The organism is Ferrovibrio sp. GW821-FHT12D07, from assembly GCF_058807275.1.
On the sequence record NZ_JBXAQN010000001.1, the window covers coordinates 535,965 to 557,128 of the forward strand.

At 62.1% G+C, this 21,164-nt stretch carries 20 protein-coding genes; 13 read left to right on the top strand and 7 right to left on the bottom strand.

Going from position 1 to position 21,164, the window contains the following annotated elements; all coding sequences use genetic code 11:
- Window positions 1–54 precede the first annotated feature (54 nt).
- Entirely contained in the window at window positions 55–843 is a 789-nt protein-coding gene (locus AC1RRE_RS02765) for an SDR family NAD(P)-dependent oxidoreductase (protein WP_492979540.1), read from the top strand.
- A gap of 44 nt (window positions 844–887) precedes the next feature.
- Here AC1RRE_RS02765 and AC1RRE_RS02770 read toward each other — a convergent pair whose 3' ends face one another.
- Window positions 888–1,364: a YchJ family protein gene (locus AC1RRE_RS02770; protein ID WP_492979541.1), complete on the bottom strand. Its 477-nt coding sequence runs from the start codon at window positions 1,362–1,364 to the stop codon at window positions 888–890.
- 142 nt (window positions 1,365–1,506) lie between these two features.
- On the opposite strand from AC1RRE_RS02770, the gene AC1RRE_RS02775 reads away from it, so the two are divergent.
- The gene (locus tag AC1RRE_RS02775; protein ID WP_492979542.1) at window positions 1,507–3,660 is read left to right on the top strand and encodes an AIPR family protein; all 2,154 of its coding nucleotides are present in this window, start codon (window positions 1,507–1,509) and stop codon (window positions 3,658–3,660) included.
- A gap of 451 nt (window positions 3,661–4,111) precedes the next feature.
- Here AC1RRE_RS02775 and AC1RRE_RS02780 read toward each other — a convergent pair whose 3' ends face one another.
- Window positions 4,112–4,735: a glutathione S-transferase family protein gene (locus AC1RRE_RS02780; protein ID WP_492979543.1), complete on the bottom strand. Its 624-nt coding sequence runs from the start codon at window positions 4,733–4,735 to the stop codon at window positions 4,112–4,114.
- Between the two features lie 114 nt (window positions 4,736–4,849).
- Between AC1RRE_RS02780 and AC1RRE_RS02785 the strand changes: the two genes are divergently transcribed.
- Genes AC1RRE_RS02785 through queG form a run of 3 tightly spaced genes read left to right on the top strand, consistent with a single transcriptional unit; the run spans window position 4,850 to window position 6,936 of the window.
- The gene (locus AC1RRE_RS02785; protein ID WP_492979544.1) at window positions 4,850–5,518 is read left to right on the top strand and encodes a glutathione S-transferase family protein; all 669 of its coding nucleotides are present in this window, start codon (window positions 4,850–4,852) and stop codon (window positions 5,516–5,518) included.
- Between the two features lie 25 nt (window positions 5,519–5,543).
- A complete protein-coding gene (locus tag AC1RRE_RS02790; RefSeq protein ID WP_492979545.1) occupies window positions 5,544–5,897 on the top strand; it encodes a RidA family protein in 354 nt (117 codons plus the stop codon).
- The gene (queG, locus tag AC1RRE_RS02795; RefSeq protein ID WP_492979547.1) at window positions 5,878–6,936 is read left to right on the top strand and encodes a tRNA epoxyqueuosine(34) reductase QueG; all 1,059 of its coding nucleotides are present in this window, start codon (window positions 5,878–5,880) and stop codon (window positions 6,934–6,936) included. The genes AC1RRE_RS02790 and queG overlap by 20 nt, the downstream gene beginning before the upstream one ends.
- Here queG and AC1RRE_RS02800 read toward each other — a convergent pair.
- Entirely contained in the window at window positions 6,923–7,693 is a 771-nt protein-coding gene (locus AC1RRE_RS02800) for a tetratricopeptide repeat protein (protein WP_492979548.1), read from the bottom strand. The two genes, queG and AC1RRE_RS02800, sit on opposite strands and share 14 nt — an antisense overlap.
- A 63-nt stretch (window positions 7,694–7,756) precedes the next feature.
- On the opposite strand from AC1RRE_RS02800, the gene AC1RRE_RS02805 reads away from it, so the two are divergent.
- The 3 genes from AC1RRE_RS02805 (at window position 7,757) to AC1RRE_RS02815 (ending at window position 11,125) form a co-directional block, all read left to right on the top strand.
- Window positions 7,757–8,173, top strand: coding sequence for a RidA family protein (locus AC1RRE_RS02805; protein WP_492979550.1), 417 nt, complete (start codon window positions 7,757–7,759; stop codon window positions 8,171–8,173).
- The gene (locus tag AC1RRE_RS02810) at window positions 8,170–9,018 is read left to right on the top strand and encodes an SDR family oxidoreductase (RefSeq protein ID WP_492979551.1); all 849 of its coding nucleotides are present in this window, start codon (window positions 8,170–8,172) and stop codon (window positions 9,016–9,018) included. The genes AC1RRE_RS02805 and AC1RRE_RS02810 overlap by 4 nt, the downstream gene beginning before the upstream one ends.
- 220 nt (window positions 9,019–9,238) lie before the next feature.
- Window positions 9,239–11,125 (top strand): methyl-accepting chemotaxis protein, encoded by a 1,887-nt coding sequence (locus AC1RRE_RS02815; RefSeq protein ID WP_492979552.1) that lies wholly within the window; start codon window positions 9,239–9,241, stop codon window positions 11,123–11,125.
- Here AC1RRE_RS02815 and AC1RRE_RS02820 read toward each other — a convergent pair.
- From AC1RRE_RS02820 to AC1RRE_RS02830, 3 genes are read right to left on the bottom strand one after another with little or no spacing between them, the layout of a single operon-like run.
- Window positions 11,122–11,652 (bottom strand): GNAT family N-acetyltransferase, encoded by a 531-nt coding sequence (locus AC1RRE_RS02820; protein WP_492979553.1) that lies wholly within the window; start codon window positions 11,650–11,652, stop codon window positions 11,122–11,124. The two genes, AC1RRE_RS02815 and AC1RRE_RS02820, sit on opposite strands and share 4 nt — an antisense overlap.
- A 12-nt stretch (window positions 11,653–11,664) precedes the next feature.
- Complete coding sequence (locus tag AC1RRE_RS02825) at window positions 11,665–12,435, bottom strand: alpha/beta hydrolase (RefSeq protein ID WP_492979554.1); 771 nt, start codon at window positions 12,433–12,435, stop codon at window positions 11,665–11,667.
- A 4-nt stretch (window positions 12,436–12,439) separates the two neighbouring features.
- Window positions 12,440–13,690 (bottom strand): DUF2927 domain-containing protein, encoded by a 1,251-nt coding sequence (locus tag AC1RRE_RS02830; RefSeq protein ID WP_492979556.1) that lies wholly within the window; start codon window positions 13,688–13,690, stop codon window positions 12,440–12,442.
- 139 nt (window positions 13,691–13,829) lie between these two features.
- Here AC1RRE_RS02830 and AC1RRE_RS02835 point away from each other — a divergent pair, with 139 nt between their 5' ends.
- Window positions 13,830–14,960: a glycosyltransferase family 4 protein gene (locus AC1RRE_RS02835; RefSeq protein ID WP_492979558.1), complete on the top strand. Its 1,131-nt coding sequence runs from the start codon at window positions 13,830–13,832 to the stop codon at window positions 14,958–14,960.
- Between the two features lie 50 nt (window positions 14,961–15,010).
- Here AC1RRE_RS02835 and AC1RRE_RS02840 read toward each other — a convergent pair whose 3' ends face one another.
- The gene (locus AC1RRE_RS02840; protein WP_492979560.1) at window positions 15,011–16,039 is read right to left on the bottom strand and encodes an amino acid ABC transporter substrate-binding protein; all 1,029 of its coding nucleotides are present in this window, start codon (window positions 16,037–16,039) and stop codon (window positions 15,011–15,013) included.
- 231 nt (window positions 16,040–16,270) lie between these two features.
- Between AC1RRE_RS02840 and thrS the strand changes: the two genes are divergently transcribed.
- The 4 genes from thrS (at window position 16,271) to AC1RRE_RS02860 (ending at window position 21,162) form a co-directional block, all read left to right on the top strand.
- Complete coding sequence (thrS, locus tag AC1RRE_RS02845) at window positions 16,271–18,259, top strand: threonine--tRNA ligase (RefSeq protein WP_492979561.1); 1,989 nt, start codon at window positions 16,271–16,273, stop codon at window positions 18,257–18,259.
- A gap of 69 nt (window positions 18,260–18,328) precedes the next feature.
- Window positions 18,329–18,871, top strand: a complete 543-nt coding sequence (gene infC / locus AC1RRE_RS02850) for a translation initiation factor IF-3 (RefSeq protein ID WP_492981328.1) — start codon at window positions 18,329–18,331, stop codon at window positions 18,869–18,871.
- Window positions 18,872–18,955: 84 nt separating this feature from the next.
- A complete protein-coding gene (locus AC1RRE_RS02855) occupies window positions 18,956–19,951 on the top strand; it encodes an NADPH:quinone oxidoreductase family protein (RefSeq protein WP_492979563.1) in 996 nt (331 codons plus the stop codon).
- The gene (locus AC1RRE_RS02860; protein WP_492979565.1) at window positions 19,948–21,162 is read left to right on the top strand and encodes a class I SAM-dependent methyltransferase; all 1,215 of its coding nucleotides are present in this window, start codon (window positions 19,948–19,950) and stop codon (window positions 21,160–21,162) included. The genes AC1RRE_RS02855 and AC1RRE_RS02860 overlap by 4 nt, the downstream gene beginning before the upstream one ends.
- The last annotated feature ends 2 nt before the right edge of the window (window positions 21,163–21,164 follow it).

A 21,164-nucleotide genomic window follows, 5' to 3' on the forward strand; every position in this document is an offset into this window, starting at 1 on the left:
CCTTCCGCTAGGCTTTCCGCATAAACGGATCAACGAAACCGGGAGGCACGCGGCATGACCGCCCAGCATCAAAAAGTCGCTCTGGTCACCGGCGCGGCACGCGGTCTCGGTCTTGCCGCGGCAACGAAATTCCTGAACGACGGCTGGCGCGTCGTCCTGCTCGATATCCTGGGCGACACGGTGCAGGCGGCGGCCGCGGCGCTGGGCAAACCCGATGCCACGCTGGCGCTGACCGCCGATGTTTCCGATCCGAAAGCCGTGCAGGCCGCCGTGCAGGCCGTGCAGCAGCGCTGGGGCCGCATCGACGCGCTGGTCAACAATGCCGGCATCGCCATCTTCAAGCCGATCCTCGAGGTGTCGCTGGAAGACTGGAGCCGCGTCATGGCAGTGAATCTCACCGGGCCGTTTTTGATGACGCAGGCGGTGGCGCCGCTGATGCGCGACCAGGGCGGCGGCGCGGTGGTCAACATCACATCGATCTCGGGGCTGCGTGCCTCCACCTTGCGCGTCGCCTATGGCACCAGCAAGGCGGGGCTGGCGCATCTGACCAAGCAGCAGGCGGCCGAACTCGGGCAATACGGCATCCGCGTCAATGCGGTGGCGCCGGGGCCGGTGGATACGGCGATGGCGAAAGCCGTGCACACGCCGGAAATCCGCGCCGATTATCACGATCACATTCCGCTCAACCGCTACGGCCTGGAAACCGAGCTCGCCAATGCGATCTGTTTCCTCTGCGGCGACCAAGCCGGCTATATCACCGGCCAGGTGATTGCGGTGGATGGCGGGTTTGATTCAACGGGCATCGGCCTGCCGACCCTGCGCGGCGAACGCAAGAATGCGTGAGAGAGAATAAGACGCCGGACTTGATCCGGGGTCCCATTTGCCTTTCACGCCTTACCGCAGCACTGCTTGAACTTTTTCCCCGATCCGCAGACACACGGATCGTTGCGGCCGGGCTTCTTCACCGGTTGCGTCTGCACGTCGCCATCGACATAGACCCAGGCATCATGATCGCGGCGAAAGCGCGAGCGTTCGCGCAGCACGCCGTCCTTGCCCCGCACGCGATAGCGCGCGGCGAATTCGACGATGCCGTCATAGTCATTGGGTCCGCCGGCCTTGGTGTCGATGATCTCCAAGCCCAGCCATTCGGTCTCGGCGGCGCTGGCCAGGATGTCGGCGGCATCGAACCCGGCGCGATGCTCGGGCGCCAGCGTGTGCCGCAGATGCGCGACATCGGCGCGCGTGAACGCCGTGTAGCGCGAGCGCATCAGGCTGGGCGCGGTGGGTGCCGGCGCACCGGCGAGGATCGGGCCGCAGCAGAGGTCGAAGGCGAGGCCGGACTGGCAGGGACAGGGGGCGATCATAAGATGACTTTATGGGCGGAAATCAAAGTCACGGGATGTATGTGCACGGCGTATTTTAATACCATAGTATTCTTATGACTCTTTCTATTCTCGTCAGTTCCGACTTTATGTAGGCTCAATAAAGCAAAAACAGGGTGGGAAAATGACAAAAGATAGTGCTGCTTTATCAGCATACGTTTCTAGGAAAATCGAAGAATACTCCGCACAAGAAGATTTTGTAGCGGGAGCAGCATGGGCAAGAGTTGCGGCAGAATTTTTAAATTTTGATTTTGATGAAGTTGAATTCTTTGACAGAAACGACAGTGGTATTGATTTTTATGTGCGATCTGACAAGTCGTTTCGTATCTATCAGGTCAAGATGCATGATCTGAAAGAAAATGGCGACATAGATTTTGACAAACCGTTCGATGGAGTCGGATTTATAGATTTAGAGAGGGCTGCAAATTTCCTATACGGCAGGGTTATGCCGGAGAATGTTGATCCTCGCTTAAAATCACTGCGAGCTCAATTTAAAGAAGAAGTCACATTAGCAGAAGGTGCTGATGTCGACGTCGTACCTGAGTTATCTGTGACCTTTAATCTAATAACCCTTGGCGATGCGCTGACTCCGGGTGCAAAGACCCAAGAGCGTCAATTGAAGCAGACATTGAGAAGTCTTGAATTAGAGACGCCATGCGTATCTACAAACTATGAACACATAAACCTTTCAATGTTGGGTCAGAGGTTTGAGGGAATAGCTCAACCTAAGCCACCTCAACCCATAAACGTGAGATTTGCTGCTGGCGCTTTAAACGCTGAAGCAGAAAAAACACGAATTCAACATAATAGTTTTGTTACCTTTTATGCACCGGCTTCTGACTTGGTTACGGCAGCCAGGCGAGAGGGCGTCGCATTATTCGATGCAAACGTCCGGTATGAACTGTCGAAAAGTGCAGTCAACGACCAGATAAGAATATCTGCGCTTCATCCAAAAACTATGAAGGTTTTTCATTTATATAATAACGGGGTTACCATAACTGCGCAGTCCTGGGCATATAAGAATGCCGGCAAGTCCATAGAAATACGTGAGCCTTCAATAATAAATGGTTGTCAAACTGTAAGAGCTTTAATGAGAGTAAACGATGAGTTGGAGCGGCAGAAAGACGATAATCCCAATCTACTAGAATCATTCGAAGATACGTGTTGCGTACTGGTTCGACTAATTAAAAAGCAGGTGGTGAATCAGGAAGATGTGGTACGGGCGGCAAACACGCAAAACGCAATGGAGCCTAGAAATTTATTAAGTAATAGAGCCGAGCAAAGAACGATCGAGAAAGAGTTTGAAGGGTATGGTTGGTTTTATGAGCGCAAAGATGGTGCGCTGGATGCTTTAAGAGAAACAAAAAGAACTAGCTTGGGAGCTTCATTGAAGGTTTTCCAAGTTCAGAAAGACGGTAAAGGGAAAAGAATACTGCGTTCTTGCGATAATAAGGATGTCGCTCGCCGTTGGTTATCTTTCATCGGACTTGCAGACGAGGGGAAGAATAAGCGCAAGCAGCATTTTCCGGCTGATGGAAAAGGATTATATCCGAAAATTTTTAGACAAATGCCGACTCAGCATAGAGCGCTAAAGTCTGAGGATGATGGGACTAGAGACGTGCCCATGATCGATAGTCGAGCGCCTGCAGCATGGATGTTGTATTCATATCATTTATTCGAGGTTGTCGCTCATCTATTGCCTGTTGCTACGCGCTTAAGGTCGCGAATTAGGAAAGAGCTGATAGAGGAGGGAAAAGCTATTAGTTTGGCGAGTGTAAATGATCGTCTATTAAATAATCCGTCGGCTCGGACTCAATTTGCTTTATCAATGCTTGATCACGTTGCTTTAGAGCTATCCAGTTTGGTGATCGCTCAAGCGCTAAAAAAGGATTGGTTGGCTCCTGTCGCAGGGGAGAAGTTGCTCCAACTCGGAGCGGTTGGCCATCTTCATGTAAATGGAGAACTACCAGCGGACCTTCCCGAAGAGGGAATCTTGGCTTTAAAGTATCAACAGATAAAAGATGATCCGGCGCTAATCGCGATACGTTTTGCAGCTCACGCAATTACGGCAACATTGAACAAGCCAGAAATTCTGGAATCATTTAAGTCGTCCGAGCGGAAAAGCCGCTATGTGGAATCCGACCCTTTAATACGTGCTTATGCCAATACCATCGAGCAATACGATGAATACATTAAGGATGATGGGATGGTTGATTGGTGGAGGGGCAAACAATCTCCTATCGAGGAAATTCGTCGACTAATTTTAGCAATTAGCTGATTGCTGTCGGAAGTTTTTGTATTATATTTGTTCTCATTGCTCTTGCCCATCGTGAATCGGATGTCGAACGGCCCCTCTCATCACGGTGAAGGGCCGTTTACGCTATTGTCCGCATCCCCGCAAAAACCGGGTTTTGATGCAGAAATAGGCCCCAAAAGCAGGGAACTCACACAAAAACAGGGTTTCCGGGGCAGAAACAGGGTCGAAAACCGGCTGAATCGGGCTTCAAACGGCCAAAGAGGGGCGGGAAGACCTGAAACCGGCCTGAAACCTGCCGTCCCGGCCCCTTCCGGCGGTCAAATGCTGGCTGGAATTGGATGGAGTTGGCTCGAATTGGCAAAAATTGGCCAAAGTTGGTCCGGATTGGCGCTGATTGGCTCGGATTTGGCCCGGATTGGCCCGGGCTGGCAGCGCCCGGACGGGCTAAGCCCTTGTTATTACGCCAAAGATACTATTCGAGCGGGATCATCACGTGTTTCTGGTAGCCCGGCCGCTGCTGCAGCCGGCCATACCAGGCGTCCAGACCCGGCAGGCCCGGTCGGGTAATGGGGAATGCCTTCCAGCGATGCAGGAAGCAGCCGAGCGGGATGTCGCCCATGGTCAGGGTGTCGCCGGCGATGAATGTCTTGTCGGCCAGATGGGCATCCAGCCGGGCCCAGTACAGTGCCGCCTGCTCCTCGGCCTTGCTCATGGCGTTGAGGTCGGCATTCACCGGGTCGCGCACCAGGCCCCAGAACAGCACGCGCATCGGCTCGCCGATCAGGGTCAGCGCCCAGTCCATCCAGCGGTCGGATTCAGAGCGTTTGACCGGATCGGCCGGCCACAGCGTTGCGGCCTCGGTGCCGTATTTGGCGGCGAGATAGCGCAGGATGCTGTTGCTTTCCCAGTGCAGGCTGCCGTCGGCATCGCGCAGCACCGGCACCAGGCCATTGGGGTTCATGGCGCGGTATTCCGGCGTGTCGTTGCCGCCGAACTTGCCGCCGACCACGATGTGGTCATAGCTGAGCCCCAGCTCGTCGGCGGCCCAGAGCACCTTCTGCACATTGACCGAGCTGCCGCGGCCCCAGATCGTCACGCCAGTGTTATGTGGGGTGTTATTTTGGGTGTTATTTGGCATTTGGCGTTTTTTCCCAATTCTTTACGGCCCGAATCTTTTTCAGGCCCGCGAATACCACTAAACTCCGCGCCCATGCGCAAGCTGTACCATCTCTGGCTGTCGCCCCAGTCGCGTAAAGTGCGCGTGCTCCTCAAGGAAAAGGGCCTCGAATTCGATCTCGAGGTCGAAAAGGTCTGGGAGCGCCGCCCCGAATTCCTCGCCATGGACCCGAGCGGCGAGGGCCCCGTGCTGGTCGAGCATGATGGTCAGTGCCTCGCCGACAGCCAGGCCATCTGCGAATACCTGGATGAAGTGCATCCCAACAAGATGCTGCTGGGCTTCGATCCGCCGAGCCGCGCCGAGACGCGCCGTCTGGTGAACTGGTGGGATCACAAGTTCGGACCGGAAGTGAGCCAGCCGCTGGTCTTCGAGAAGGTGATGAAGCGCTTCCTCGGCATGGGACATCCTGAGTCGGCCGTGATCCGCATCGCGCATGCCAACATGAAGATTCATCTGGATTACATCGGCTGGCTGACCGAGCGCCGCAACTGGCTGGCCGGCGAAGACTTCAGCCTTGCCGATATCGCCGCTGCCGCGCATCTGAGCTGCGTCGACTATCTGGGCGATGTGCCCTGGTCCGATTATCCCGGCGCGCATGACTGGTATGCCCGCGTGAAGTCGCGGCCGTCTTTCCGGCCGCTGCTCGCCGACCATATTCCCGGCCTGCCGCCGCCGAAGCATTACGCCGATCTCGATTTCTGAAACCTGCTGACTGGAGATTCCAAGCATGACCATCCGCCGCATCGACGTCGGTCCCCGCATGAGCCAGGCCGTGGTGCATGGCAAGACTGTCTATCTCGCCGGTCAGGTCGCTGCCGACAACAAGGCTGACACCAAGGGCCAGACCCAGCAGATTCTCGCGCAGATCGACAAGCTGCTGAAGGAAGCCGGCACCGACAAGACGCGTATCCTCTCGGCCACCATCTGGCTCAGCAACATGGGCACCTTCGCCGAGATGAACAGCGCCTGGGATGCCTGGGTGTCGCCGGGCAACACGCCGGCGCGCGCCACCACCGAGGCCAAGCTGGCCGGCCCGGACTACCGCGTCGAGATCGCCTGCATTGCCGCGCTCCCCGATTGAGACGGCCGATATAAAGGCGCGCATTCGCACCCGCGCGCTTGAAGAGGGATTCGATGCGGTCGGCTTCACATCGGCCGACCGCATCGGGCCCGAACTCGCCGAACGGCTCGACGAGTTCATGGCGCTGCAGCGCCATGGCGAAATGGCCTGGCTCGAAGACAAGGCCGAACGTCGCCGTCATCCCAATGCGCTGTGGCCCGAGGCGCGCGGCATCATTGCGCTGGGTCTGAACTACGGCCCCGAGCGCAATCCGCTCGACGTACTGGCGCAGACCGACCGCGCCGCTATTTCGGTCTATGCGCAGGGCCGCGACTATCACCTCGTCGTCAAGAAGAAGCTGAAAAGTCTGGCCGGCTGGCTGCATCGCGAGGCCGGCAACGACGTGAAGGTGTTCGTCGACACCGCGCCGCTGATGGAAAAGCCGCTGTCTGTCGCCGCTGGCATCGGCTGGCAGGGCAAGCACACCAATCTGGTCTCGCGCGAGTTCGGCTCCTGGCTGTTCCTCGGGCTTATCCTCACCACGCTGGATATCGCCGCCGACGAGGCTGAGACCGATCACTGCGGCACCTGCGGCAACTGCCTCGACATCTGCCCGACCAAGGCTTTCCCCGCGCCGTATCAGTTGGATGCGCGGCGCTGCATTTCCTACCTGACGATTGAGTATAATGGCGTGATCGCGCCGGAATTCGCCGATGTGATGGGCAACCGCATCTACGGCTGCGACGACTGCCTCGCCGTCTGTCCCTGGAACAAGTTCGCCAGCACGGCGCAGGAAATGACGCTGCAGCCGCGCGCCGAGCTGAATGCGCCGGCCTTGCGCGAACTGGCGGCGCTGGATGACGAGAGCTTCCGCACGCGCTTCAGCACCACGGCGATCAAGCGCGTCGGCCGTGATAAATTCGTCCGCAATGTCTGTGTGGCCCTGGGCAACAGCGGCGATCCGGCCATGGTGCCGGTGCTGCAGGGATTATCGGCGGATGCGTCCGAGATCGTGCGCGCCCAGGCAAGCCAAGCGCTGCAACGCCTCACTCGACCCTGACGTCGAGCTTCTCGATATACTGGCCCGCCGTCGTGGCGGCCGGCGTATCCGGCGCGAGAAGACGAACCTGAATCAGGTCGGTGCGCGCCCCGCGCTTGTCGCCCTTCAGGCTGCGCAGGATGCCGCGCTCCAGCAGCGCTTCGGGCAGGCGCGGTTCGATGGTCAGCGCGGCTTCAGCGTCCTGCAATGCGCCCTCCACATCGCCGGTCTGGCGACGGGCGGCGGCGCGCAGCGCCATGGCATCCTCGCGCAGCGGGGCGAGGCCCAGCGCGCGGTCGAGGTCCTTGCGCGCCGAGGCATAGTCTTCCAGCGCGGCGAAGGCCATCGCGCGGTCGATCAGCAGGTCGGGCGTGTCGGGCACCACTTTCAGTGCGATATCCAAGAGCTTCTTCGCGCGGTCGGGCTGGTCGGCCAGCAGCCAGGCGTTGGCGGCCTGGTCGAGCAGCGCCACGGTCAGATGCGGCGCCTGCTTCTCGGCCAGTGGCAGCAGCTGCTCCAGCCGGTCGGCGGCGTCGCCGTAATGCTTCATCTCGATCAGTGCCAATGCAGCGCAATGGGCGGCGGGCAGACCACCGCCTGTCGCCTGCCAGGTTTGCGCCTGGGCGAAGCCCTCTTCGGGATTGCGCCGCATCAGGCTCAGGCAGTCCTGGTAGCTCTGGTCTTCCAGCACGCGCGACGGCGATGGCTGTGCCAGCGCCGGCATCGCCCAGAGACTGGCCAAAGCCAGCGAAAGCCCTATCTTGATGCGGCATCTCATGGCGCGGCACAGTGGCGCTGCCGGATGGCAAAATCAAGGCGTCGGGTGAAGGTGGTGCAACAGATGACCGGGACCAAGCGGCACGATCCGTCGACAGTGTGGCCCGTCCCCGAAGCCTTCAAGGCGATTTACAGCCATGCCGTCGAGATGCCGCCCGGTGCGCGTCTGCTCACTCTATCGGGTCAGGTCGGCGTGGCGCCCGATGGCACGGTGCCGCCGGATTTCCGTGGGCAATGCCTGCAGGCGATGGCGAATGTCGAGGCGCTGCTGGGCGCGGCCGATGCCGGCATGCAGCATGTGATCAAGCTGACCTATTATCTCACGCGCAGGGCCGACCTGCCGGTGCTGACCGAGCTGCGTCAGCAGCGCTGGGCCTCGGCGCAGCCACCGGCCGTCACGACGCTGATCGTGGCAGGGCTGGCCCGGCCGGATTTCGTTATCGAGATTGATGTCCTTGCCGCTGTCGGGGGCGCGCGATGAACACGCTGTTCTGCTTCGGTCTGGGATTCAGCGCCCATGTGCTGGCGGCGCAGCTGAAAGCCGAGGGCTGGCATATCATCGGTACCAGCCGGACGCCCGAGAAGGCCGCAGGCCTGGGCGCGCTGGGATATGAGGCCCATGTCTTCGACGGCAGCGCGCCGCTGGCCGATCCTGCCATCCTGGCGCGCGCCACGCATATGCTGATCTCGGTGCCGGCCGAGGAAGAAGCCGATGCGGTGCTGCGCTGGCATGCCGCCGACATTACAAAGCTGCATGGCCTGCAATGGCTCGGCTATCTCTCCACCACCGGCGTCTATGGCGACCGCAAAGGCGACTGGGTCGATGAGACGACGCCGATCAATCCCACCCAGGTGCGCAGCAAGCGCCGCGCTGAGGCCGAGGCTGGCTGGCTGAACCTGCAGGCGCATGTGTTCCGCCTTGCCGGCATCTACGGCCCGCGCCGCAACCAGCTGGAAGGCGTGAAGCGCGGCACCGCGCATCGCATCAACAAGCCGGGACAGATTTTCTGCCGCATCCATGTTGAGGATATCGCGCAGGTGCTGCGCGCCTCGATGGCCAGGCCCGATCCGGGCGCGATCTACAATCTCGCCGATGACGAGCCGGCGCCGCCGCAGGATGTGGTGAAATATGCCGCCGATCTGCTGGGCGTGACGCCGCCGCCGGAAGTGGCGTTCGCCGACGCCAACCTCACGCCGATGGCGGCGAGCTTCTATGCCGACAGTCGCCGCGTGCGCAACGACCGCATCAAGCGCGATCTCGGCGTGGCGCTGAAGTATCCGACCTACCGCGAAGGCCTGGCGGCGCTGCTGTCGACTGTCAGCTGATCGTCACCGCACTGACGTCATTCACTACCGCCAGCGCGTGCTTGAGGATGTCTCCGCAGCCTCTGGTGCAGCGCGATATGTATTTCCGATAACCTCGGGCCTGTTTAATCCCAATGGGTGATGTTTCCATCTGTCCTACAAGATAAAGAGGACAGAGGTGCATAAGGATTCCGCATTCGCCTAAGAAATAGTCTTGATGCGGACACCCGGGGGAAGAAAAATGACCATTCGTCTGCGTCTCATGCTGAGCGTTTTCGCTCTGCTGGCTGTCATCGTCGTCTTCGCGGGTGCGGGCTATGTCGCGCTGCAGCGCAACCAGGCGGCGCTCGCCAGCATCTATGCGGATCGCGTGGTGCCGCTCAGCGATCTGAAAGACATCTCCGATGCCTATGCCGTTCAGATTGTGGACCTGTCGCACAAGGTGCGTGCCGGCAGCATCCCGCCGCAGGCCGGTCTGGCCGAGATCGCCAAGGCGCGCGCGCTGATCAAGACCAAATGGCAGGGCTACCTCGCCACGACACTGACCGCGGAAGAAGCGCGCCTGGTCGAGAAGACCAAGGCGCTGTTCACCCCGGCCGATCGCGCCGTCGACAAGCTGCAGGGTATTGTCACCGCCAATGACAAGGCAGCGCTGGTCGCCTTTGTCGAGCAGGACATGTATCCGATCATCGATGCCGTCACCGAAGCGATCGGCGAACTGATCGGCGTGCAGCTCACTGCGGCGAAAGAGGAATATGCGGCCGCCACGAAATCCTATGATCAGTTCATGCTGGCGATGGAAATCCTGCTCGCCATTGCTGTTGCTGTGGTGGGTGTCACGCTCTGGGTCATCGTGCAGAAGGTGTCCCACCCGCTGGGTCGCATGACCGGTGCGATGACGCAGCTCTCGCAGGGCGACCTGAAGGCGCCGGTGCCGTCTGCCGCAGGCCGTGACGAGATGGCCGCCATGGCGCGCGCCCTGCAGGTGTTCAAGGACAACATGATCGCGCGCGAGCAGGCGGAAGCCGATATTGCCCGGCAGCGCGAAGAGGCCGAAGCCCGCCGAACCGAGCGCGAGGCACGCGAGCAGGCAGCCGGCGCCGAGATCGCCGCGCTGGTCAACAAGGTGGCGGGCGGCGATCTGGCCGGCCGCATCGCCGAGGCCGGCAAGGAAGGCTTCTTCCTCTCCACCAGTCAGCAGCTCAACCGCCTGACCGGCACATTGCAGACCATGACCAGCGAACTCGCCGATGTGATGAGCGCGATGGCCACCGGCGACCTGACCAAATCGGTGCGCGGCGATTACAGCGGCGTCTTCGGCGAACTGAAGACCAGCAGCAATGGCACCGCCATCCGCCTGCGCGATATCGCCAGCCAGCTGATCCAGACCACCACGGCCGTACATGGTGCGGCTAGCGAGATTTCCACCGGCAGCCAGGATCTGGCCAGCCGCACGGAAAGTCAGGCGGCTTCGATCGAGGAAACCGCCGCCTCGATGCACGAAATCACCACAACGGTGAAGCAGAATGCCGATAACGCGCAGGCTGCCAACCAGCTGGCCACCGCCGCCCGCGACACCGCCGAAAAGGGTGGCAAGGTCGTAGCCGATGCGGTGACGGCCGTCAGCCAGATCGAGGGCAGCGCGCAGAAGATCAGCGACATTGTCGGCCTGATCGACGAAATCGCCTTCCAGACCAACCTGCTGGCACTGAACGCCTCGGTTGAAGCCGCGCGTGCGGGCGAAGCCGGCAAGGGCTTTGCTGTCGTCGCGCAGGAAGTGCGGGCGCTGGCGCAACGCTCGGCCAACGCATCGAAGGACATCAAGGCGCTGATTTCTGAATCGAATGCGCAAGTGAAGACTGGCGCCGCGCTGGTCAACCAGACCGGCAGCTCGCTCAACGATATCGTCGCTGCCATCAAAAAAGCCTCGGACATTGTGGCCGAAATCGCGGCGGCCTCGAAGGAGCAGGCCACCGGCCTGGATCAGATCAACACGGCTGTGGGCTCGATGGACGAGATGACCCAGCGCAATGCTGCCCTGGTGGAAGAGACCACGGCGGCAGCGCAGTCGCTGACCCAGCAGGCGCAGCAGCTGTCGCAGATCGCCGGTTTCTTCAAGACCAGTTAGGGTTTGAAGCTGCCGCAATCCAGGCGATAGAACGCGCAGAGTTCCGGCTCTGGCCGGATCGGCGTCTGATCCATCCGTTCCTCGACGAACTGCATGCCGATGCGGTGCAGCGCTGCACGCGAGGCCAGATTTTCGACCTGGGCGCCGGCATCGAGATACTTCAGGCGCAGCGCGGCAATGCCGCCGCCGACGAAGGGTCGCAGCATCTCGGTCAGATATCCTTGACCATGGAAAGCTTCACCGAGCCAGTAGCCCATGCTGCCAATGCGCGCGGCGTCATCGATCACGGCGATGCCAAGCCAGCCCATGACCGCGCTGTCGGACTGGCGCTCGGCGATGCGGCTGAAAGCAGTTCCATCCGCATTGGCGGCGATGGCGCGGCTCAGTCGTTCGGTGGCGGCTGCAACACTGAAGGGACTGGGCCAGGTGGCGACCCAGCGGCTCACATTCGGCGTCATCAGCGCGGAGATGGCGGGGGCATCCTCCACGCGCAGCGGACGCAGCCGCAGCCGTGCAGTTTCAATCACGCCAAACCCCGATCACGCCAGGCTCCACACCGTCTCGACCAGCAGGTCCAAATCCTGCGGACGCGACAGCCGGTGGTCGCCGTCACGGATCAGCGTCAGCCGCGTATCGCCGCCCTGGAAGGCCTCGGCGGTTTTCACGGCATGGGCATAGGGCACATCCGGATCATGCATACCCTGCAGGATGCGCACCGGCCTGTCGAAACTGATGCCGGGCTTGAGCAGCATGTGGTCGCGGCCCTCGGTGATCAGCTTGAGCGTATATTCATAGGGCTGGTCTGAATACTGCGAGGGCTCGCGCAGCACACCATCGCGCAGCAGGATGCGGCGCTGCGCCTCGTCCATCTGCGCCCACATCAGGTCTTCGGTGAAATCCAGCGCCGGCGCAATCAGCACCAGCCCGGCTGCCATGTCAGGCAGCGCCAGCGCCGCCAGCGTCGCCAGCCAGCCACCCATGCTGGAGCCGACAATGATCTGCGGGCCGTCGCTCGCCTTCGGGCAAACCTCGCGCAGGATTGCCAGCGTGTCTTCCTTCCAGCGCCCGATGGTGCCGTCGAGAAACAGTCCGTCCGACTGGCCGTGACCGAAATAGTCGAAGCGCACAAAGCCGGTGCCGCGCGCTTTTGCCGCTGCTTCCAGCGCCATCGCCTTGCTGCCGGTCATGTCGGACTTGAAGCCGCCGCAGAACAGGATGCCGGGCCGGCCGGCGCGTGCCGATGCGGCCGGCGTTACGCAATAGGCGAGGCGGCTGCCATCGGGGCGGGTCAGGAACTGGGGTTCGCTCATGCCCCTATTTTGCGGTACCTGACACAGGTTTCCAAGCCGCGGCGCGCTGTTTCGCTTCGTCCTGCAGCGCCGGTTCGACCTGCGGCAGCAGGCCCTGGCGGTTTCGTTCGGCCAGCGCGTAATCCGTGCCGCCGGCGGCGATGGTGAACCACATCAGGGCTTCCATCTTGTTCCTCGGTACGCCCCGGCCGTCGCGCAGCAGCACGGCGAGATTGTTCTGCGAGGTGCGGTGGCCGCCTTCCGCATTGCTGCGGTAGAGCGTTGCGGCCAACGCTTCGTCCTTGGCAACCTGCAGTCCCTCGGCCAGCGCATAGGCGAGATCGAAACGCTTGCCGGTATCGGTCTGCAGTGCCGCCTGCTCGATCATCGACCGGGCCCTGGCCACATCCTGCGGCACCACGATGCCCTGCTGATAGGCTTCGATCAGATAAAGCGTGGCGCGCATGTTGCCGGCCGCCGCGGCCTTTTCCAGATCGGCAACGGTTGCCTGGAAGATGGCCGTGGAATCCGTCTTCGGCGGCGCGGCGGGATTCAGCGCCCGGCGTTTCTCCTCCAGGATCTGATCCGCCAGAATCAGGCCGGGCAGCCGCGACAGGCCGGCCTTCATGCGCGGATCGTACAGCGTCTGCAGCATCACGACATCGGCTTCGGTCATGTCGTAGACGAAGCTGCTGGTGTAGTAGCTCAGCAGCGAATGCAGTTTGTGTGGATGATTGAGCAGGCCGAAGCCATGCAGGGTCTCATGCCGGATGCAGCGCTCCAGGCCCGGAGCCGAGAGATTCATCTGCAGGGTGGCCCTGTTGATGCGACCGCCCAAGCGGTCGTAATTGATGCTCATGTAGCAGGATGCCTTGCGGTTGCCCTGCAGTGAGAAATTCGCCACGTCGCGGAACATCAGGGTGAAGTTGGGCTCTTCCCCCTCTTTCACTTCGCGGACGGGGACGCCGGCAATGGCGGCCTGCTGTCGCAGCGCGGTGATGGCGAGCTCGATCATCTCGGGCTTGAAGCGCAGGCCGTCGACCTTGTAGAGGATGTCGCTCTGCCAGCGCATCACGAAGCCGGTCGGATTATAGGTGCCGCCGTAATCGACATCCTCGCGGCTGGCCCAGAAGATCGTGGCGTCGAAGCCGCGCAGGATATCCGCATGCGAGGGATTTTTGCCGGTGGTCTGGGCCGAAACCGGGGCGACAAGACCAAGCAGAATGAGGCCGGCCAGCAACAGGCGGCGGCCATCCCTCTGGATTAACGCACCCATCTGACGCATTCTCCCCCCGCTGTTGTTGGCGGACGCACCGCCGGCCGCGCTTTTCTGGTTTCTACCTGCCGCAATGACAGACATCCCGATTTCTACCCTGACTACCCAGAGTCCCGGAAGACCCCCTTCGGTATTACAGGTGCTGCCGGCCCTGGTGACCGGCGGGGTCGAGCGCGGCACCGTGGACACCGCCAAGGCCCTGGTGAAGGCCGGCTGGGTCTCCTACGTGGTATCGGCCGGCGGCCCGATGGTGCGCGAGCTGGAACGCGCCGGCGCCAAGCACATCACGCTGCCGGTCAACAGCAAGAACCCTTTTACCATCCGGCGTAATGCCGCGCGTCTGGAAGACTTGATCAAAACCCTGCCGGTCGATGTGGTGCATGTGCGTTCGCGCGCGCCTGCCTGGTCGGCGCGCATGGCGGCGCAGCGCTGCGGCGTGCCGCTGGTGACCACCTTCCACAATGCCTACAAGTCGCATAACTGGTTCCGCAAATTCTGGGCGGCGCCGATGTCGAAGGGCGACATGGTGGTGGCGATTTCCGATTTCGTCGCCGATTACGCCAACAAGGCCTTCGGCGTGCCGCGCGCGCGTCTGGTGACCATTCCGCGCGGCATCGATCTGGCCAAGTTCGATCCCAGCCGCATCTATCCCGAACGCCTGTCCAATCTGCAGCAGCAATGGCGCCTTGTTGATGGCCTGCCGGTGATCCTGCTGCCCGGCCGCCTGACGCGCTGGAAGGGCCATACCGTGCTGCTGCGCGCGCTGGCCAAGCTGACCGAGCGTCATGGCAAGCAGGATTTCATCGCCGTGCTGCTGGGCGACACGCAGGGCCGCGAAGGTTATCGCGCCGATCTTGAAGGCCTGATCGTGCAGCTCGGCCTGGATCGCTGCGTGCGCATGCCGGGCGACGGCAAGGACATGCCGGCAGCCTACATGCTGGCCGATGTGGTGGTCTCGGCCTCCACCTTCCCCGAAGGCTTCGGCCGCGTCGCCGTGGAAGCGCAGGCGATGGGCAAGCCGGTGGTCGCCACCGACCATGGCGGCTCGCGCGAAACCGTGCTGCCGGGCGAGACCGGCTGGCTGGTGCCGCCCTCCGATCCCGATGCGCTCGCCGATGCACTGGACGAAGCGCTCAAACTGACGCCGGCGCGCCGCATGCAGATCACCGAGCGTGCGCGTCGCCATGTCTCGGAACGCTTCACCATCGATGCGATGTGCGACGCCTATATCCGCGTCTATACGCGGCTGCTGTTCCCCGATCACCAGTAACGAAAAAGCCCGGCCTGTTGCCAGGCCGGGCTTGATGCAGAGATGTCTGCTCAGCGCAGCGGAATGGCGTACATCAGGCCGCCCTTGGTCCAGACATCATTCAGGCCGCGCTCCAGCTTGACCGGGCTGTCCTTGCCCAGATTGCGCTCGAAGCTCTCGCCGTAATGGCCGATCTGCTTGATGACGTAATAGGCCCATTTCTCATCGACGCCGAGCGCCTTGCCATAGCCCGGCGTGGCACCGACGAAGCGCTTGATCACCGGATCCTCGCTCTTCGCCATCTCGTCGATATTGGCCTGGGTGATGCCCAGTTCCTCGGCTTCCTTCATCGCCAGCAGCACCCACTTCACCAGCTGGTACCACTGGTCATCACCTTGGCGCACCAGGGGGCCCAGCGGCTCCTTGGAGATGCGCTCAGGCAGGATGATGTAATCGTCGGGCGGGCTGAGCGCGGTTACACGGATCGCGGCGAGCTGCGAAGCGTCGGTGGTGTAGACATCGCAGCGGCCCGAGGCGAAGGCGGCGATATTCTCGTCCACCTTCTCGATCACCACCGGCTTGAAGGTCATGCCGGTCTTGCGGAAGTAATCCGAGAGATTCAGTTCGGTGGTGGTGCCAGGCTGCACGCAGACGGTGGCGCCGTTGATCTCCTTGGCGCTCTTCACGCCCATCTTCTTGTGCACGATGAAGCCCTGGCCGTCATAGAAGTTGACGCCGGCCTCGCGCAGGCCCAGCGAGGCATCGCGCAGCAGCGTCTGTGTCACGTTGCGGGTCAGCACATCGATCTCACCTGACTGCAGCGCCACGAAACGCTGCTGGGCGGTCAGCGCGGTATACTTGATCTTGCTGGCATCGCCGAACATGGCGGCGGCAACCGCGCGGCATAGGTCGACGTCGATGCCCTTCCAGACACCCTGGCCGTCCGGCGCCGAGAAGCCGGCGACACTGCCGTTGACGCCGCATTGCACGAAGCCCTTGGCCTTGACGGCATCGAAGGTGGCGCCGGCCTGGGCTGGTCCGGCGACAGCAGCCAGACCGGCGAAAGCCAGCGTGGCGGCGAAGATGGAACGGATACGCATGATTGATAGCCCCCTGTTAGGACGGTTTGCCCGTCGTTGTTATGCGAAGCCCATGCCATCACGTTCCGGGCCTGCCTCCCAGCAGAAAAGCGCCCACCGGGCGGCAGCTGCCCCGGAAAGCGGCAGGGAGCGGCCCGGGCTGCCCGGAATCCGGCTTTTGCCGACTGCCCGGCCGGCTTGACTTGGGGGCTTGGGCGGCTAGGCTGCGCCCCCTTGGAGGTCCCTGAAACCATGTCCCAATCCGCTGTTTCTGCTGCCGAAGTCCGCGTCACCCTGCCCGATGGCAGCGTGCGAACTTACCCGGCTGGCAGCACCGGTGCGGATGTGGCGGCCTCGATCGGCGCCGGCCTGGCCAAGGCGGCGCTGGCCATCCGTCTGGACGGCACGCTGAAGGACCTCAAGACCCCGATCACGCGCGACGTGAAGCTCGAGATCGTGACCTTGAAGGACAAGAACGAGGCCGAGCTGCTCGAGCTGATCCGCCATGACGGCGCCCATGTGATGGCGCAGGCGGTGCAAGAGCTGTTTCCCGGCACCCAGATCACCTTCGGTCCCTCGACCGACGACGGCTTCTATTACGACTTCGTGCGCGACGAGCCCTTCACGCCGGAAGACTTCGGCAAGATCGAGCAGCGCATGGCCGAGATCGTCAAGCGCGACCTGCCGATCGACCGCGAAGAGTGGGCACCGGAAAAGGCCGTCGAGTATTTCAAGTCGATCGGCGAGACCTACAAGGCCGAATGGGTCGCCGAAATCGCCAAGCGCGGCGAGGCGATCTCGATCTATCGCCAGGGCGATAGCTGGCTCGACCTCTGCATGGGTCCGCATCTGCCCTCGACCGGCAAGCTGCCGCCAGTGTTCAAGATCATGAAGGTGTCGGGCGCCTACTGGCGCGGCGACGCCAAGAACCGCCAGTTGCAGCGCGTCTATGCCACCGCCTGGCGCGACCAGAAGGAACTGGACGCCTATCTCAAGCGCCTCGAAGAGGCCGAGAAGCGCGACCATCGCCGTCTGGGCAAGGAGATGGGTCTCTTCCATCAGCAGGAAGAAGCCGCCGGCATGGTGTTCTGGCATCCCAAGGGCTGGACGCTGTACCGCACGCTCGAGCGCTACATGCGCCAGCGTCTGGAAAAGGCCCGGTATCTGGAAGTGAAGACGCCGCAGCTGGTCGACCGCAAGCTGTGGGAGGCCTCGGGCCACTGGGAGAAGTTCCGCGAAAGCATGTATATCGCGGAGAATGAAGAGGGCATCCGCGACTTTGCCGCCAACGCGGACGAGCGCATCTTCGCGCTGAAGCCGATGAACTGCCCCTGCCATGTGCAGATCTTCAACCAGGGCCTCAAGAGCTATCGCGACCTGCCGCTGCGCATGGCCGAGTTCGGCTCCTGCCATCGTTTCGAGCCGGGCGGTGCGCTGCACGGCATCATGCGCGTGCGCAACTTCACGCAGGACGACGCGCATATCTTCTGCACCGAGGACCAGATCATCTCGGAGAGCAAGATTTTCTGCGACCTGCTGCAGAGCATCTACAAGGACATGGGCTTCACCGAGATCAAGGTGAAGTTCTCCGACCGTCCGGCCAAGCGCGCCGGTTCGGACGAGACCTGGGACAAGGCCGAGAATGCGCTGAAGAATGCCTGCGTCGCATCCGGCCTCGACTACACGCTGAATCCCGGCGAAGGCGCCTTCTATGGCCCGAAGCTGGAATTCGTGCTGCGCGACACGATTGGTCGCGACTGGCAGTGCGGCACCCTGCAGGTCGACTTCGTGCTGCCCGAACGCCTGGATGCGGATTACGTCGGTGCCGATGGCGCGCGCCATCGTCCGGTGATGCTGCATCGCGCGATCCTGGGCAGCTTCGAACGCTTCATCGGCATCCTGCTCGAACATTATGCCGGCCGCCTGCCGCTGTGGATGGCGCCGCTGCAGGTCGCCGTCGCGCCGATCGTGTCGGATTGCGATGCTTACGCGCAGCAGGTCGCCGACCAGCTCGACGCTGCCGGCATGCGCGTCGAGACCGACCTGCGCAACGAGAAGATCAACTACAAGATCCGCGAGCTCAGCCTGGCCAAGGTGCCGGTCATTCTGGTGGTCGGCAAAAAGGAAGCGGAACAGGGCACCGTGACCCTGCGTCGCCTGGGTTCGGAACAGCAGGAAACCATTGCGTTGGCCGACGCGATTGCTAGATTGTCGGCCGAAGCCCGGATGCCCCAGGGATGACCTTGGGTTGACCCTGGCCGCATCTGCCCTAACTCACTGATTCTGTTGTAACTACTTTAGGAGCGCGTCATAGCCCGTCCCCCGTTCAATGCCCCGCCGACACCCAAAACCGATGGTCCGCGGGTCAATTTCGAGATCGACGTCCCGAACGTCCGTCTGATCGATGCCGCCGGCGAGAACCGCGGCGTTGTCCCGATCCGCGAAGCCCTGCGTCTGGCTGAAGAAGCCGGCCTCGATCTCTGCGAAATTTCCCCCACCGCCGAACCTCCCGTCGCCAAGATTCTCGATTTTGGCAAGTACAAGTACGAGGAGCAGAAGAAGGCGGCCGAAGCCCGCAAGAAGCAGAAGGTCATCGAGATCAAGGAGATCAAGCTCCGCCCGATGATCGACACGCATGACTATGACGTGAAGATGCGGGCGATGGTGCGATTCCTCGAGGAAGGCGATAAGGTCAAGGTGACCCTGCGTTTCCGCGGCCGTGAAATGGCCCACCAGGAACTCGGCATGAAGCTGCTCGACCGGGTGCGCGAAGATCTTGGCGAAAAGGCCAAGATGGAGCAGACGCCCAAGATGGAAGGCCGGCAGATGACCATGGTCATGTCGCCGAAATAATTTCGGCCTGAATAGATGGCGCCGGCATCAGTCGGCGCCATTTCTGTATCTGCAGCATAAAAACCAAAAACAGGGAGTTGAGCGATGTCGGCAGCGGTGAACGTGAAGGCCATGGTGTGCAAGGCCTGGGGTGGTCCGGAAAGCCTGGTGCTGGACGATCTGCCGCTGGCGGCACTCGGCCCGAAGGACGTCCGCATCAAGGTGCATGTGGCCGGGCTGAACTTTCCCGACACGCTGATGATCACCGGCAAGTACCAGATGAAGCCGGCGTTTCCCTTTGCGCCCGGCATGGAATGCGCCGGCGAGATCGTCGCCGTCGGCGAGAGGGTCACCGATGTGAAGGTTGGCGACCGCGTGATGGCCACCACCGGCCATGGCAGCTTCGCCGAGCAGGTGCAGTGCCCGGTCAACAACGTGTTCAAGATTCCGGCCTCCATGCCCTATGAGGCGGCAGCCGGTTTTCCCATTACCTACGGCACCACCTATCACGCGCTGGTCGACCGCGGCCGCATCAAGAAGGGCGAAGTGCTGCTGGTGCATGGTGCCGCTGGCGGCGTCGGGCTGAATGCGGTCGAGCTCGGCCGCGAACTCGGCGCCACCGTGATCGGCACGGTCGGCTCCGACGAGAAGGCCGCCATCGTGAAAGAGTATGGCGCCGCCCATGTGATCAATTATTCGAAAGAGAGCATCAAGGATCGCGTCAAGGAACTGACCGGCGGCAATGGCGCCGACGTGATCTATGACGCCGTCGGCGGCGATGCCTTCGACCAGTCGCTGCGCTGCATCAACTGGGATGGTCGCCTGCTGGTGATCGGTTTCGCCTCGGGCCGCATCCCGGAAGCACCGGCCAACCTGGCGCTGATCAAGGGCTGCAGCATCGTCGGCGTCTTCTGGGGCGCCTTTGCCGCGCGCGATCCGGAAAAGAACCGCGCCAATTTCGCGGCCCTGCTGGCCTTGTACGAGCATGGAAAACTGAAGCCGCATGTGTCCGGCACCTTCACGCTCGACCAGGTGCCGCAGGCGATGCAGGCGCTGCTGTCGCGCAAGACCACCGGCAAGGTGGTGATCAAGGTCGCGTGACAGAGAGCGTCAAACAGCAATACGAAGCCTATCCCTATCCGGCGCGTGATCCGGCCGACGAGGCGCGCCGCCTGATCAGCGGTAGCCCGAGCCTCCTCCCGGAGCTCAACCACTATGTCTTTGGTGGCCGGCGCGACTTCAGGCAGCCGCTGCGTGCGCTGGTGGCCGGTGGCGGCACCGGCGACGGCCTGATCCATCTGGCGCAGTATCTGGCCGCCAGTGGCGGGCAGCATGAGATCATCTATCTCGATCTCTCGACCGCTTCGCGGCAGATCGCCGAAGCGCGTGCGAAAGTGCGCAACCTCACCAATATCCGCTTCCTCACCGGCTCGCTGTTCGACCTGCCGCAGTTGGCACCCGGTGCTTTCGATTACATCGACTGCTGCGGCGTGCTGCACCACCTGCCTGATCCGGCCGCCGGGCTTGCCGTCCTGAAGGCGCAACTGGCGCCCGATGGCGGCATGGGCCTGATGGTCTATGGCGAATACGGCCGCGCTGGCGTCTATCCGATGCAGGCTGCCCTGTGGCAGCTCACTGCCGGCATGACACCGCAGGACCAGGTGGCTACCGCGAAGCGCCTGCTGGCCGAGCTGCCCGAGAGCAACGCGTTCAAGCGCAATCCCTTTGTTGGCGATCACCGCCAGAACGATGCCGGGCTCTATGATCTGCTGCTGCACAGCCAGGATCGCGCCTATACGGTGCCGGAGTTTGCGGCCCTGCTCGAGGGCGCGGAACTCGCGCCCGCCGCCTGGATCGAACCCTGCCGCTACGATCCGCTGACCTATCTGAAGGACGAGGCGTTGCGCGTCCATGCGGCCGCACTGTCGGCGCTGGAACAGGCAGCTTTGGCCGAGCGGCTTTGCGGATCGCTCAAGACTCATGTGGTCTATACGGTGGATACCGCGCGCGCGGCCTATGCGGTGGCGCAGCCGGCACCCGATCTGGCGCCCTGGCTGCATGGCCTGCCGTCGAAGGCGCTGGCCGAGACGCTGCAGAAGCGCGGGGAACTCGCGATCACCTTTGAGACCGAGCGTTTCGTCTTTGCCGCGCCGCCGCGTTCCCCCGAGATCGCCGCCCTGATCGATGGCAAGCGCACGCTGGGCGCGATCGCGGAAACGCTGGGTCTGGACTGGGATGCGTTCGCAGCCCTCTACGCGCCGCTGCACCGGCTGCTCACCGGTGTGAACAAGCTGTTCCTGCGGCTGCCGTAGCC